We start from the raw sequence: 13,750 nt of genomic DNA, 5'->3' as shown, positions 1-13,750 counted from the left end.
CGCATGGACTGGCTCGGCCCCGAGGAATGGAGCGCGCTGCGCCTGTCGCTGCGCGTCTCCTTCTGGGCCACGATCGCGAGCCTGCCGGTGGCGCTGTTCGTCGCCCATGCGCTGGCGCGCTGGCGCTTTCCGGGGCACGGGATGCTGAACGGGCTTGTCCATCTGCCGCTGGTGCTGCCGCCGGTCGTGACCGGTTATCTTCTGCTTGTCGCCTTCGGGCGGCGGGGATTTCTCGGCCCCTGGCTGCATGACTGGTTCGGCATCGTGTTTTCCTTTCGCTGGACCGGCGCGGCGCTTGCGGCGGCGGTGATGGCCTTTCCGCTCATGGTGCGGGCGATCCGCCTTTCCATCGAGGCGGTGGACCCCCGGCTCGAGGCCGCCGCCGGGAGCCTCGGCGCCTCGCGTTTCTGGGTCTGGATCACGGTGACGCTGCCCCTGATCCTGCCCGGCGTGCTGGCCGGCGCGGTCCTTGCCTTTGCCAAGGCGATGGGGGAATTCGGCGCCACCATTACCTTCGTGTCCAACATCCCCGGCGAGACCCGGACCCTGCCCACGGCGATCTACAGCTTCCTGCAGGTGCCGGGCGGCGAGGCGGCGGCGGCGCGCCTTGTTCTGGTCGCGGTCGTGCTGGCGATGGGGGCACTGATCCTCTCCGAGTGGCTCGCGCGGCGCATCGCCCGACGGATCGCTGCGCGATGACGCTCTCGGTCGCCCTCCGCCACCGCTTTGCCGGTTTTGATGTCGACCTCGACTTCGAGGCGCCAAAGGGGGTGACGGTGCTGTTCGGCCCGTCGGGCGCTGGGAAATCCACGGTGCTGAACGCGGTTGCGGGCCTGTTTCACCCCGAACACGCGCGCATCACGCTCGACGGAACGGTGCTGAGCGACACCGGACGGCGCATTTCGGTGGCCGCGCATCGCCGCCGGCTCGGCGTGATCTTTCAGGACGGGCGGCTGTTTCCCCATCTCACTGTTCGCCAGAACCTGCGCTATGGCCGCTGGTTCCTGCGCGGCAGGTCCCGCCCCGGATCGTGGGCGGCGGCGCGGCGCGAAAGCGACGTGATCGAGATGCTGGGCATCGGGCCGCTTGTCGGGCGCATGCCGGGCACGTTGTCGGGCGGCGAGCGGCAGCGCGTCGCCATCGGCCGCGCGCTTCTGGCGGAGCCGCGGCTCATCCTGGCGGACGAGCCGCTTTCAGCGCTGGATGACGCGCGCAAGGCCGAGATCCTGCCCTATTTCGAACGGCTGCGCGATGAACTGCGGGTGCCGATGCTCTATGTCAGCCACTCCGCCCCGGAGGTCGCGCGGATCGCGACCACGGTTGCCCTGCTCGGGCGGGGGCGGCTTCTGCAGATCGGACCGGCGGCCGAGGTGCTCTCGGCGCCGGCGGCGGTCGCGGGGGCGGGACGCGAGGCGGGGGCGGTGATTTCGGCGCGGGTGCTGCGGCATCACGCGGACGGGATCACCGAACTCGACGCCGGCGGCGTGGCGCTATTCCTGCCCCTGGTCAACGCCCGGCCCGGCGCGCGGCTGCGGCTGCGCATCGCCGCCTCGGACGTGATCCTCGCGCGCGAGCGCCCCGCGGGGCTTTCCGCCCTCAACATGCTGCCCGGCGTGGTCGAATCCCTGCACGAGGATGGCAATGTCGTCGTGGTGCGGCTCAACACGGCGGCGGGTGCGCTGCTGTCGCGCATCACCCATCGCTCCTGCAGCGCGCTCGACGTCCGGCCGGGGGCGCGGCTGGTCGCCATCGCGAAGTCGCTCTCGCATGCGCCCGAGGACATCGGCACGCCCTTCTGCGACATTCCCCGGACCGCGTGACGAAAGCCATGCGCAGCCCCGAATCCGGCCGCGCCCATCTGCCGCACCGGGTGGCCGCATCGGGCGACAAACCCGCAAGGTCGGGCTAGAGTGACCGGGCAGAGTCGGGCGCGGGACGGATCCGGCAGGCGGGTATGAAAGGACACAGGATGACAGATCACAACATCACTGCGGGGCTTGCGGCCGGAATGCTCGGGGCGCTGTTTGCCATGCCGGCGCTGGCGCAACCGCAGCCAACCGTGCCCGATCCCGAGGCGCTCGAGATCGCCAACGGATTCGACCACATCGGAGCCGAGGTTCACGAGCTCGTTCTGGACGGGCGGCCGGTGTTCTATATCGACGAAGGCGACCCCGAGGGGCGCGCCGTGGTGTTTCTGGGCGGGCAGGGGACCAGCCTCGCCGCGTTCCAGCTGACCGAATTCAACCGCTCGCTGCGGGAATCGCTCGGCCTGCGGATGATTTCGGTCGAGCGCAACGGATTCGGGGAATCGCCCTTCAACCCGGAACTCGGCTACAGCGATTACGCCGCCGAGATCCTCTATGTGCTCGATCATCTCGACGTGGATGACTTCGCCATCGTCGCGATCTCGGGCGGGGGCGCCTATGCCGCGCATCTTGCCGCGACGGCGCCGGAGCGGGTGACTTCGCTGCATCTGGCCGCTGCCGTATCACGCACCTTGCCGACCCGCTCCGAGCCCGCCAACTGCGACCTCTCGCTCGAGGACATGGCGGCGCAGCTCGAGGATTTCACGCATAGCCCCAAGGACTGGTGGGGCGTGCCGGATTCGCCGGTGCTGATCGTCCCGGGCTGGCAGGCGCAGGCCTATGCCGATGCGACGCGGTCCTTCTATGTGAACGGGCAGCTTGGCAATGCCACGGCGCTTGCGGCCGAATACCTGCGCCCCTGCGGCGACGATGCGGTGGCCGATGCGGAAAAGATCACCGCGCCGGCCTATCTCTACTGGGGCGAGGATGACGAAAGCGTGCCGGTCGCGGAAATGGCGCAGTGGCAGGAGGCGCTCGGGAACGTGGTGCGCGCCACGGTCTATCCGGGGCAGGGACACACGGTGCAATATCGCCAGTGGGACCAGATTCTTGCCGACATCGCCGGGCTTGGCGATTACACGGTGGTGTGCCGCGACGACAGCACCCGGCTGGTGGCGTCGGATGATGTCGGCGAGGATGAATTCCTCGGCAACTGCGCCTGGAAGGCGGCCGAATAGGGCGGGGAGCGGCGCCGGGTCTTGCGGCCCGGCTTGAAGCGGGACGGGCTTGCGCGGGGACGGTTCATGGTTTCATGCCGGCCCCCCGCGCGGCGGTCCGGCCCGCGGTTTCGGTCTGGCGCATTTTCCTGTAGGATAATAAGAGACGCGCAACGAAAGAGAGGTCGTCATGGCTGAAACGTGCAGAAAGGTCGCCTCGGTCGATCCGGTCTGGGACCGCATCCGCGACGAGGCGGAGGAGGCCATCCGCAACGAGCCGCTGATGGGCGGGCTGGTCCATGCCTGTATCCTGCACCACAAGACACTGGCGAATGCGCTGTCCTACCGGTTCGCGGCCAAGCTCTATTCGAACGAGATGTCCATGGTGATCCTGCGCGAGATCGCGGCGGAAGCCTATGCCGACGCCCCCGAACTGATCGACGCGGCGCGCGCGGATGTGGTCGCGGTCTATGAGCGCGACCCGGCCTGCTATCGCCTGTTGCAGCCGATCCTGTTCTTCAAGGGCTACCAGGCGATCCAGGCCTATCGGATCGGCCATTGGCTCTGGACCCGCGGCAAGGTGGATCTGGCCTATTTCATCCAGATGCGCGTATCCGAAATCTTCGGCGTCGATATTCATCCCGCCGCCCGGATCGGCAAGGGGGTGATGATCGACCATGCGCATTCCATCGTCATCGGCGAAACGGCGGTGGTCGGCGACAACGTGTCGATGCTGCATTCGGTGACGCTTGGCGGGACCGGCAAGGAAAAGGAAGACCGCCACCCCAAGATCGGCGACGGGGTGCTGATCGGCGCCGGCGCGAAGGTGCTTGGCAATATCCGGATCGGCGAATGCAGCCGGATCGCCGCCGGTTCGGTGGTGCTGAAGGACGTGCCGCCCTTTACCACGGTGGCCGGGATCCCGGCGCGGATCGTGGGCGAATCGGGCTGCGAACAGCCCTCGGTCAGCATGAACCAGATGTTTCCGGGCCAGGAATGACCGCCGCGGGGGGGCCATTCCTAACGGTCAGGGATGAAGGAAAGGCGGGCCGGGGTCCGCCTTTTTCATGTTTGGCCGCTTGTCGTTCAGCCGCTTGTCCCTGTGACGTCGGCCGTCAGGCCAGCATGGAGAGCGGGTGCTCGATATTGTCGACGATGGCCTTCAGCAGCTTTGCGCCCAGTGCCCCGTCGATGACCCGGTGATCGACCGACAGCGTCACCGACATCATGGTGGCGGTCCCAAGCGCTCCGTCCTTGCCGACCACCGGTTTCTTCACCCCGGCCCCGACCGCGAGGATCGCGCCATGCGGCGGGTTGATCACGGCATCGAAATTCTCGATCCCGAACATGCCGAGGTTGGAGACCGCAAAGCTGCCGCCCTGATATTCATGCGGGGCAAGGCGGCGTTCGCGGGCGCGGGCCGCCAGATCCTTCATCTCGGCCGAGAGCGCGGAAAGCGATTTCTTGTCCGCGTCCTGAAGCACCGGCGTGAAAAGCCCCCCCTCGATCGCCACCGCCACCGCGACGTCCGAGGGTTCCATCTGCAGGATCCGGTCTCCGGCCCAGACGGCGTTCGCCTCGGGGACGGCCTGCAGGGCAAGGGCGCTGGCCTTGATGATGAAATCATTGACCGAAAGGCGCACCTCGCGATGCTGCAACTGCGCATTCATCTCCGAGCGCAGCTTCAGCAGCGCGTCGAGGCGGATATCGCGGCGCAGGTAGAAATGCGGAATGGTCTGCTTGGCCTCGACCAGCCGCGCGGCGATGGTCTTGCGCATCCCGTCGAGCGCGACCTCGCGATAGGGGCGGTCGGCGTAAAGCCGCATGACCATATCGGCCGAGGGTCCGGCAGCGGGCGCCGGGGCGGATGCGGGCGCGGCCTCCGGTGCCGCGGCGCCATGTGCCGGGGCTTTCGCCTGCTGCGCGGGCGCGGCTTCGATATCGGCGCGAATGATCCGTCCCCGCGGGCCGGAGCCGGTGATCTGCGCGAGATCGAGCCCCTTTTCGGCCGCAAGCCGGCGCGCAAGCGGCGAGGCAAAGATCCGCGCCTCCCCGCCCGTGGCCGTATCCGCCGCCTGGGCCGGGGAGGACGGCTCATCGGCCGTGCTGTCTTTTGCCGCGCGGCCCGCATCATCGCCCGACTCCCCGGAAGCCGGGGCAGGGGCGGGAGCGGGGTCGGAATCCGGGGCGGGGGCGCTTTCGATGTCCTCGGCGCCTTCGCCCTCGGCCAGCAGCACCGCGATGGGGGTGTTCACCTTGATCCCTTCGGTTGCGTCCGCGACCAGAAGCTTTCCGATGGTGCCGTCATCCACCGCCTCGAATTCCATCGTTGCCTTGTCGGTCTCGATCTCGGCCAGAAGGTCGCCCGCCGCCACCGCGTCGCCCTCCTTCACCAGCCATTTCGCCAGCGTGCCCTCTTCCATGGTCGGAGAAAGGGCCGGCATCAGGATTTCCGTCGGCATCTGTCGTCCCTCCTCAGCTATAGGTGACCTTGCGCACCGCCTCGATCACCTCGTCGGTGCTGGTCAGCGCCAGTTTCTCGAGATTGGCGGCATAGGGCAGCGGCACGTCCTTGCCGGTGCAGTTGATCACCGGCGCGTCGAGCCAGTCGAACGCCTCCTGCATCAGCACCGAGCTGATGTAGCTCCCGACCGAACCCTGCGGCCAGCCTTCCTCGACGGTGACGCAGCGATTGGTCTTCTGCACCGAGCGGATGATGGTTCCCGTGTCCATCGGCCGCAGGCTGCGCAGGTCGATCACCTCGGCCGAGATTCCGTCACCCGCCAGCCGCTCGGCCGCCTCGAGCGCATAGGTCATGCCGATGCCGAAGCTGACGATGGTGACATCCGTGCCCTCGCGCCAGATCCGGGCCTTGCCGAACGGGACGGTGTAATCCTCGATGTCGGGCACCTCGAAATTGCGCCCGTAGAGGATTTCGTTCTCGAGAAAGATTACCGGGTTCGGATCGCGGATCGCGGTCTTGAGCAGACCCTTCGCATCCGAGGCGCAATAGGGCATCGCCACCTTGAGGCCGGGCACCTGCATGTACCAGGCGGCATAGTCCTGGCTGTGCTGGGCAGCGACGCGGGCGGCGGCGCCGTTCGGGCCGCGGAACACCATCGGCGCGCCCATCTGCCCGCCCGACATGTAAAGCGTCTTGGCGGCCGAATTCACGATCTGATCAATCGCCTGCATGGCGAAGTTGAAGGTCATGAATTCGACGATCGGGCGCAGCCCGCCAAAGGCGGCGCCGACCGCGAGCCCGGCAAAGCCGTGTTCGGTGATCGGCGTGTCGATCACCCGCCGCGCGCCGAATTCGTCAAGCAGCCCCTGGCTGATCTTGTAGGCGCCCTGGTACTCGGCGACCTCCTCGCCCATCAGGAACACGGTCTCGTCGCGGCGCATTTCCTCGGCCATGGCGTCGCGCAGCGCCTCGCGCACGCTCTGGTGCTTCATCTGCGTGCCTTCGGGCCAGTCCGGCGACAGTTCCTGCCCGGCGCCCGTGTTCTCGCCCGTGTCCTCGCCACTGTCCTCGCCATTGTCCTTGTCCGCGCGGTCCCCGGCGGCGGGGGCGGGACCGGCGGGCGCCTTCTTCGCGGCGGCCGGGGCCGAAGCGGGGGCAGGGGCGGCGGCGGACGCGTTCGGTTCCGGCACGTCCTCCATGCTCTCGCCATCCTCGAGCAGCACGGCGATCGGCGTATTGACCGCGATCCCCTCGGCCCCGGCCGCGACCAGGATCCGCCCGATCCGGCCCTCGTCCACGGCCTCGAATTCCATGGTCGCCTTGTCGGTCTCGATCTCGGCGATGATGTCGCCCGAGGCGACCGTGTCGCCTTCCTTTACCAGCCATTTCGCCAGCGTGCCTTCCTCCATGGTGGGGGACAGCGCGGGCATGAGGATTTCGGTTGCCATCGGTTTCTACTCCTTCTCACGCGCCGGGCTGGTCGGCTTCGGCATAGACATCGGTCCAGAGCTCTTCCAGCGGCGGCTCGGGACTGTCCTTGGAGAACTCGGCCGCCTCATTGACCACGGCCCTGATCTCCTTGTCGATGGCTTTCAGATCGTCATCGCTCGCGTGTTTTCCCTGCAGCAGCAGGCTGCGCACATGTTCGATGCAATCGCGGGTCTCGCGCACCTGCTGCACTTCGTCGCGGGTGCGGTACTTGGCCGGATCGGACATGGAATGGCCGCGATAGCGGTAGGTCATGACTTCGAGGATATAGGGCCCCTTGCCGGCGCGGCAGTGGGCGACCGCCTTTTCCCCGGCCTCCTTGACCGCCAGCACATCCATGCCGTCCACCTGTTCGCCGGGGATGCCGAAGGCCGCGCCACGGGTATAGAGCTCGGGCGTGGAGGTCGAGCGTTTCTGTGCCGTGCCCATGGCATAGCGGTTGTTCTCGATCACGAAGATCACCGGCAGCTTCCACAGCGCGGCCATGTTGAAGGTCTCGTAGATCTGGCCCTGATTGGCGGCGCCATCGCCGAAATAGGTGAAGGTGACGCGCCCGTTTCCCTTGTACTGATCGGCGAATGCCAGCCCGGCGCCGATCGGCACCTGCGCGCCGACGATGCCATGGCCGCCGTAGAAGTTCTTTTCGCGGCTGAACATGTGCATCGAGCCGCCCTTGCCCTTGGAGTAGCCGCCGACGCGGCCGGTGAGTTCGGCCATCACGCCGCGCGGATCCATGCCGGTGGCCAGCATGTGCCCGTGATCGCGATAGGACGTGATCTGCTTGTCGCCGTCCTCGGCCGCGGCGGCGAGCCCGACCACCACCGCCTCCTGGCCGATATACAGATGACAGAACCCCCCGATCAGCCCCATTCCGTAAAGCTGGCCGGCCTTTTCCTCGAACCGCCGGATCAGCAGCATTTCGCGGTAGTAACGTTTCAGATCCTCGGCGGCGACATTCGTCTTGCGGGTGGTTGTTCGGGCAGCCATGGGGCCTGCATCTCCCTCTGTCTGGACAGATAACGGTGTGGGCGGATCCGGCAGATCCGGGCGCATGATCACACCATATTGACTCGGCTCGTGCCGCCCGTCCAGAGCGGCAGTATGCAAACGCATGCCGTCAACGGATCACCAGTTCGTCCGCCCGCAGAAGCCCGAGCACCGAACGCGCCTGCTGGTCGAGCAGGTCGAGGTCGAGATAATCATCGGACAGGCGGTGGGTGAGGTTCTCCATGTCGGCGATATCCGCCTGCATCGTGGCGAGCTGCGCCCGCAAGGTTTCGGTCTCGGCGGTGATCTCGATGCGGCGGAACAGCCCGTAATCGCCCTGCACCGCGGCAAAGGTGAAATAGCTGCACAGCAGAAAGGCAACGGTGAAGAAGATCAGGGCGCGGAACCCCGGGCGGCTGGAACGGATCAAGATGGCTCTGCCTCGTGCTGCACCCGTTGACGGGTATCCGGGCGCAGTATTGCACAGGTGATCGCGCTTGGGAATCCCCGCTGCAGCGCCTATCCTCTTTGGTGGAAGGAGGCCCGAGTCATGGCGCCGAATCGCCCCGTCCCGGCAGGTTCCGGGCTTCGAACCCATGAGGTTACGAACCAGCCGCTTCTGCCGGTCACGCGCGATCTCTGGGCCGGCGATGTGCCGCTGCGCGAGGCGGTCGCGCATTTCGGCGGCCGGGGCCGGTCGCTCGAGACGGCAGCCGCCGCCTATGGCAGCGCGGCGATGGTGCAGGCCGCGGCCGAGGCGCGGCGCGATCCGCCGCGCCTGCTTTCTTGGGACAGCGGCGGGCGGCGCCTGGACGAGGTCGCCTATAACGCCGGCTATCACCACTGCATGGAGACGGCGGCAAGGGCCGGTTATGCGGCCTCGGCCCGGGACGGCGCGCCGGGCGGGCAGGTGACGCACGCGGCCCATGTCTATCTGCTGAGCCAGATCGAGCCCGGCACCTGCTGCCCGCTGACCATGACCTATGCCGCCTGGCCGGCGCTCGGGGCGGATCCGGGACTGGCCGCGCTCTGGCAGCCGCGTCTTGCGGCGGCGGATTACGACCCGTCGCTGCGCCCGGTCGCGGAAAAAAGCGCGGTCACCATGGGCATGGCGATGACCGAAAAGCAGGGCGGCTCGGACCTGCGGGCCGTCACGACGCGGGCCGTCCGCGACGGCGATCACTATCGCCTGACCGGACATAAATGGTTCTGCTCGGCGCCCATGTCCGACGGATTCCTGACGCTGGCGCAGGCGCCGGGCGGGCTCACCTGTTTTGTCGTGCCGCGCTGGCTTTCGGGGGCCCGCAACGGCATCCGCCTGCAGCGGCTCAAGGACAAGCTCGGCAATCGCGCCAACGCCAGCGCCGAGATCGAATACGAGGATGCGCTCGCCTTTCGCCTCGGGGACGAAGGCGACGGGGTGCGCCGCATCATCGAGATGGTCCATCACACGCGGCTCGATACGGCGATCGCGCCGGCCGGGCTCATGCGGGCGGCGCTGGTGCGGGCGCTCTGGTGGGTGCGCGGACGCAGCGCCTTCCAGCGCCGTCTGATCGACCAGCCGCTCATGCGCCGGGTGCTGGCCGATATCGCGCTCGACTGCGAGGCGGCGCTGGCATCGGCCATGGCCATGGCGCGCGCCTTCGACGGAACCGGCGACGAGGATCGGGCGCTGGCCCGCGTCGGCGTCGCGCTGGCGAAGTTCCTCAACAACAAGCGCGCCGTGCCAGTGATCGCCGAGGCGATGGAGGTGCTGGGCGGCATGGGATATATCGAGGACACCGACCTGCCCATGTTCTACCGCGAGGCGCCGCTCAACGGCATCTGGGAAGGGTCGGGCAACGTGATCTGCCTTGATGTCCTGCGCACGTTGCAGCGCCAGCCGCTGGCGGGAGAGGCGCTCGACCACATGTTTGACGCGGCGCGGGGCATGGACCGCGGTTATGACGGCGCGCTCGAGCGCCACCGCGCCCGCTGGCGCTCCCTGCCGGGTGAGGCCGAGGCGCGCCTTTTCGCGGAAAGCCTTGCCACGCTGATGAGCGCGGCGGCGCTGATTCCGCTTGCCCCGGCCGCGGTTTCCGGGGGCTACGTGGCGACGCGGCTGGCCGAGGGGCGCGGGCGGATCGCCGGCGCATATGCGGGCCCGGGGCTGGACGAGGCGGCAATCCTTGCGCGGATCGGCTGAGCGCGGCCCGGGCTTGCCAAGCGGCGCACCCGCCTTAGTTCCACAGTGACAAGTCACAAGCTGCTGCAAGGAGCATCCGATGAGCGACAACAAGGAAAGCCTCTCCAACCTGCAAACCGCCCTGTCGATGGAGCTTTCGGCCGCGACCCAGTATCTGCTTCATGCGCATGTGCTGGACGACTGGGGGCTCGATCGCCTGTCCGGGCGGATGCACGAGGAGATGAACGAGGAACTCGGCCATGCCGGCAAATTCATCGACCGTATCCTGTTCCTGCGCGGCGAGCCGGTGATGGAGCCGCAGAAGAACCCGCGGCCCGCAAAGAACCTCAAAGACATGTTCGAAACCGACCGCAAGGACGAAAAGGACACGATCGCCTTTTACACCAAGGCCGCGCGCAGCGCCCGCGAGGCCGACGACATCGGCACGAGCCTGCTGTTCGAAAGCATCATCACCGACGAGGAGGGGCACTGGGACTGGCTCGACCAGCAGCTCGACCTGCTCGACCGGCTGGGCGAGCCGACCTTCATGGCCAAGTACATGAGCGGCGAGGCCGAGTGACCCATGCGCGCGCCACGGGTGAAATCGGGTGATCCGCCCGAAGCCCGCCTCGCCCGGGGGCGCGCCGTTCCGGCTTGGTCCGCGCCCGGGGCCGGGAAGGGATCAGCCGGCGCAGGAGGCCGTGTAGATGCTGTCGATCGCTTCGGAAAGGACGCGGTCGAATTCGGCTTCGGACTGGTCGGCCGAAAGCCCCTCGGTCAGGGCCCGCGAGAAGCTTGCGATGATGCCGCCGTTCTGCGCCAGCCGCTGGTTCGCCTCGTGCCGGCTGTAGCCGCCCGAAAGCGCCACGACCCGCATCACGCGCGGATGATCGACCAGCGGCCGGTAATGGTTCGCAACCTCGGGAAGCGTGAGCTTCAGCATCACCTCCACCCCCTCGGGCAGCTTGTCGAGCCGTGCCGCGATCTCGTCGCGCAGGATGGCCTCGGCCTCGGCCTTGTCGGGGATCGAGATGGTCACTTCGGGCTCGATGATCGGCACCAGCCCGTGGTCGAGGATCTGCTGCCCGACCTCGAACTGCTGGGCAACATTGGCCGCGATCCCGCGTGTATCGGCCGCGTCGATCACCGAGCGCATCTTGGTGCCGAAGATTCCGCCCTTTGCCGCGCGCTCCAGCAGCGCGTCGAGCCCCGGCATGGGCTTCATCAGGCGCATGCCGTCGGTTGTGTCGGCAAGCCCCTTGTCCACCTTGAGGAAGGGAACGACGCCGCGCTCCTGCCAGAGGAAATCCGCGCTCGGGCGGCCGTCGATCTCGCGGTCCATGGTGTTCTCGAACAGGATCGCGCCGATCACCCGGTCGCCCCGGAAGGCCGGGGATTTGACGATCCGGCTGCGCATCGCATGCACCAGGGCGAACATTTCCGCATCATCCGAATAGGCCGATTCGGGAATGCCGTAGAGCGCGAGCGCCTTGGGGGTCGAGCCTCCGCTCTGGTCGAGCGCGGCGATGAATCCCTTGCCGCTGCGCATCTGTTCCGCCTGTTTGCGATCCATGGTTCCGATCTCCTCGCTGTCCTCGTGATAGATGAGCACGCGCCGTCAAACGAACATGCCGACCCACTGCATAGGCAAGGGGTGCCCGGGGCGCAATCGGCATCACGCCGCGAAGCCGCCCGGCCGGCCCGCGCGACAGGGCGGCGCCGGTGTCGCAGGGGCTTCACAGCGGCGCGGACGGCTGTTATGTATACGACCGCATGCGGGAGAATCGGGATCAAACCCGATGCCGAAGGAGCAATGCCCCGGAAACTCTCAGGCCACCGGACCGCATGCGGACAGAACTCTGGAGAGAGGCGCGAGCGCCCGCCGAAGGGATTAACGATCTCAGGCAAAAGGACAGGGGGGCACCGTGTCGAAGCGCAAGTTGCGCGTCTGAAACGAGGTGCCTGAATGATGACCAGCGCTATGCTGATTTTCCGCCATTTCCGCCGCTCCCGGAGTCCGGGCGTATGAGCGCGCTGCAGCAGACGCCGCTTCATGCCCTGCATGAGGAACGCGGCGGCAAGATGGTGGACTTCACCGGCTACAGCCTGCCGGTGCAATACAAATCCGGCATCATGGCCGAACACCTGCATACGCGGCAGGCCGCGAGCCTTTTTGACGTCAGCCACATGGGGCAGGTGATCCTGTCCGGCGAGGGCGCGGCGGCGGCGCTCGAGACGCAGATGCCCTCGGACGTGCTCGGCCTGCCCGAGGGGCGGCAGCGTTACGGGTTTTTTACCAGTTCTGATGGCGGCATCCTTGACGACCTGATGTTCGCGAACCGCGGCGATCACCTGTTCCTGGTGGTGAATGCCGCCTGCAAGCGGGCCGATATCGCACGGCTCAAGGCGGCGCTCGAACCCGCTGTAAAGGTGCGGGAGGTGACCGACCGCGGGCTTCTGGCGCTGCAGGGGCCGCTGGCGGAACTGGTGCTCGCGGCTTTTGACCCCGATGCCGCGGGGATGCGATTCATGGACATCCGCACCCTCACGCTCGACGGGGTCGAGGCCTGGGTCACGCGCTCGGGCTATACCGGCGAGGACGGGTACGAGATTTCGCTTCCCGCCGGGGCGACCGAGGCTTTCGCGCGCCGCCTGCTGGAGCACGAGGCGGTGGAGCTGGCCGGGCTCGGGGCGCGCGATTCGCTGCGGCTCGAGGCCGGGCTCTGCCTGTACGGCAACGACATCGACGAGACCACCCGCCCGGGCGAGGCCGGGCTCGGCTGGGCCATTCCCGGGGTCCGCCGCCGGGGCGGAGCGCGCGAGGGCGGCTTTCCCGGGGCCGAGGCGGTGCTCTCCGATCTTGAACGCGGCCCCGCGCGCAGACGCGTCGGGTTGCGCCCCGAGGGGCGGGCCCCGATGCGCGGGGGCGTGCCGCTTCATGCGGATGAAAACAGCGACACCGCCGTCGGGCGGATCACCTCGGGCGGCTTCGGCCCGAGCGTGGGCGCAGCGATCGCCATGGGTTACGTGCCGGCCGATCTTGCCAGCCCCGGCACCCGTCTTTACGGCGATCTGCGCGGCCGGCGGCTGCCGGTCGAGGTCGTGCCCCTGCCATTCGTCGCGGCAGGACACAAGCGTTGACACCGGAACAGAGAGTCCAGGAAAGAGATCATGAAATTTACCGAAGAACATGAATGGCTGCTGGAAGAGGGCGATCTCATCGTCGTGGGGATCACCGAACATGCGGCCGAGCAGCTTGGCGATGTGGTGTTCGTCGAATTGCCCGAGGTCGACACCGAAGTGGCGCGCGAGGACGAAGTCGTGGTGATCGAGTCCGTCAAGGCCGCCAGCGAGATCATGTCGCCGCTGGACGGCGAGATCGTCGAGGTGAACGAGGCGCTGGCCGAGAACCCGGGCCTGGTCAACGAAGATGCCCAGGGCGAGGCCTGGTTCTTCAAGATCCGGCCCAGCGACCTGTCCCCCATGGAGGATTACATGGACGAGGCCGCGTACAAGGATTTCATCTCCTGAAGTCGTGCCGGCGGCATCCCGACCGGACGTGACTTCGGGGCCCCTGCATCCGCCTTCCTTGCATGGAGCGGGCGCAGGGGTCGCAACCCGCCCC

General features: G+C 67.6%; 13 protein-coding genes and 2 riboswitches. Of the genes, 8 read left to right on the top strand and 5 right to left on the bottom strand.

The annotated features are described in order from the left end of the window. Positions 1 to 3: 3 nt before the first annotated feature. The 4 genes from modB to cysE all read left to right on the top strand — a co-directional run bounded on the left by modB (position 4) and on the right by cysE (position 4,022). Entirely contained in the window at positions 4 to 699 is a 696-nt protein-coding gene (gene modB, locus B0B01_RS01850; protein WP_076646761.1) for a molybdate ABC transporter permease subunit, read from the top strand. Continuing rightward, complete coding sequence (gene modC, locus B0B01_RS01845; RefSeq protein ID WP_076646759.1) at positions 696 to 1,820, top strand: molybdenum ABC transporter ATP-binding protein; 1,125 nt, start codon at positions 696 to 698, stop codon at positions 1,818 to 1,820. Before modB ends, modC begins: the two co-directional genes overlap by 4 nt. A 149-nt stretch (positions 1,821 to 1,969) precedes the next feature. After that, positions 1,970 to 3,043 (top strand): alpha/beta fold hydrolase, encoded by a 1,074-nt coding sequence (locus B0B01_RS01840; protein ID WP_159438951.1) that lies wholly within the window; start codon positions 1,970 to 1,972, stop codon positions 3,041 to 3,043. A 169-nt stretch (positions 3,044 to 3,212) separates the two neighbouring features. Continuing rightward, on the top strand, positions 3,213 to 4,022 hold the full coding sequence (gene cysE, locus B0B01_RS01835) for a serine O-acetyltransferase (protein ID WP_076646758.1): 810 nt from the start codon (positions 3,213 to 3,215) through the stop codon (positions 4,020 to 4,022). A 115-nt stretch (positions 4,023 to 4,137) separates the two neighbouring features. Here cysE and B0B01_RS01830 read toward each other — a convergent pair whose 3' ends face one another. The 4 genes from B0B01_RS01830 to B0B01_RS01815 all read right to left on the bottom strand — a co-directional run bounded on the left by B0B01_RS01830 (position 4,138) and on the right by B0B01_RS01815 (position 8,391). After that, positions 4,138 to 5,484: a pyruvate dehydrogenase complex dihydrolipoamide acetyltransferase gene (locus tag B0B01_RS01830; protein ID WP_076646756.1), complete on the bottom strand. Its 1,347-nt coding sequence runs from the start codon at positions 5,482 to 5,484 to the stop codon at positions 4,138 to 4,140. A 13-nt stretch (positions 5,485 to 5,497) separates the two neighbouring features. Further along, the gene (locus B0B01_RS01825) at positions 5,498 to 6,934 is read right to left on the bottom strand and encodes a pyruvate dehydrogenase complex E1 component subunit beta (RefSeq protein WP_076646755.1); all 1,437 of its coding nucleotides are present in this window, start codon (positions 6,932 to 6,934) and stop codon (positions 5,498 to 5,500) included. Between the two features lie 16 nt (positions 6,935 to 6,950). After that, entirely contained in the window at positions 6,951 to 7,961 is a 1,011-nt protein-coding gene (gene pdhA, locus B0B01_RS01820) for a pyruvate dehydrogenase (acetyl-transferring) E1 component subunit alpha (RefSeq protein ID WP_076646753.1), read from the bottom strand. 130 nt (positions 7,962 to 8,091) lie between these two features. Then, positions 8,092 to 8,391 (bottom strand): FtsB family cell division protein, encoded by a 300-nt coding sequence (locus B0B01_RS01815; protein ID WP_076646750.1) that lies wholly within the window; start codon positions 8,389 to 8,391, stop codon positions 8,092 to 8,094. Between the two features lie 120 nt (positions 8,392 to 8,511). Between B0B01_RS01815 and B0B01_RS01810 the strand changes: the two genes are divergently transcribed. Continuing rightward, complete coding sequence (locus B0B01_RS01810; protein WP_076646748.1) at positions 8,512 to 10,146, top strand: acyl-CoA dehydrogenase family protein; 1,635 nt, start codon at positions 8,512 to 8,514, stop codon at positions 10,144 to 10,146. A 79-nt stretch (positions 10,147 to 10,225) separates the two neighbouring features. Continuing rightward, positions 10,226 to 10,705 carry a bacterioferritin gene (locus B0B01_RS01805; protein WP_076646745.1) on the top strand — a complete coding sequence of 160 codons (480 nt, stop codon included), beginning with the start codon at positions 10,226 to 10,228 and terminating at the stop codon, positions 10,703 to 10,705. Between the two features lie 102 nt (positions 10,706 to 10,807). Here the strand turns inward: B0B01_RS01805 and B0B01_RS01800 are convergent, their stop codons facing one another. Beyond that, complete coding sequence (locus B0B01_RS01800) at positions 10,808 to 11,698, bottom strand: fructose bisphosphate aldolase (protein ID WP_076649989.1); 891 nt, start codon at positions 11,696 to 11,698, stop codon at positions 10,808 to 10,810. Between the two features lie 193 nt (positions 11,699 to 11,891). Beyond that, positions 11,892 to 11,979: riboswitch (glycine riboswitch) on the top strand. 3 nt (positions 11,980 to 11,982) lie between these two features. Beyond that, positions 11,983 to 12,043: riboswitch (glycine riboswitch) on the top strand. Between the two features lie 107 nt (positions 12,044 to 12,150). Here B0B01_RS01800 and gcvT point away from each other — a divergent pair. Continuing rightward, the gene (gene gcvT / locus B0B01_RS01795) at positions 12,151 to 13,266 is read left to right on the top strand and encodes a glycine cleavage system aminomethyltransferase GcvT (protein WP_076646743.1); all 1,116 of its coding nucleotides are present in this window, start codon (positions 12,151 to 12,153) and stop codon (positions 13,264 to 13,266) included. 30 nt (positions 13,267 to 13,296) lie between these two features. Beyond that, positions 13,297 to 13,656: a glycine cleavage system protein GcvH gene (gene gcvH, locus B0B01_RS01790; RefSeq protein ID WP_076646741.1), complete on the top strand. Its 360-nt coding sequence runs from the start codon at positions 13,297 to 13,299 to the stop codon at positions 13,654 to 13,656. Positions 13,657 to 13,750 lie beyond the last annotated feature (94 nt).

Origin of the sequence: Pontibaca methylaminivorans (assembly GCF_900156525.1) — a bacterium.
GTDB classification, from domain to species: domain Bacteria; phylum Pseudomonadota; class Alphaproteobacteria; order Rhodobacterales; family Rhodobacteraceae; genus Pontibaca; species Pontibaca methylaminivorans.
The sequence above is the reverse complement of the archived record's forward strand: the minus strand, read 5'-3'. Positions and strand labels throughout refer to the sequence as shown.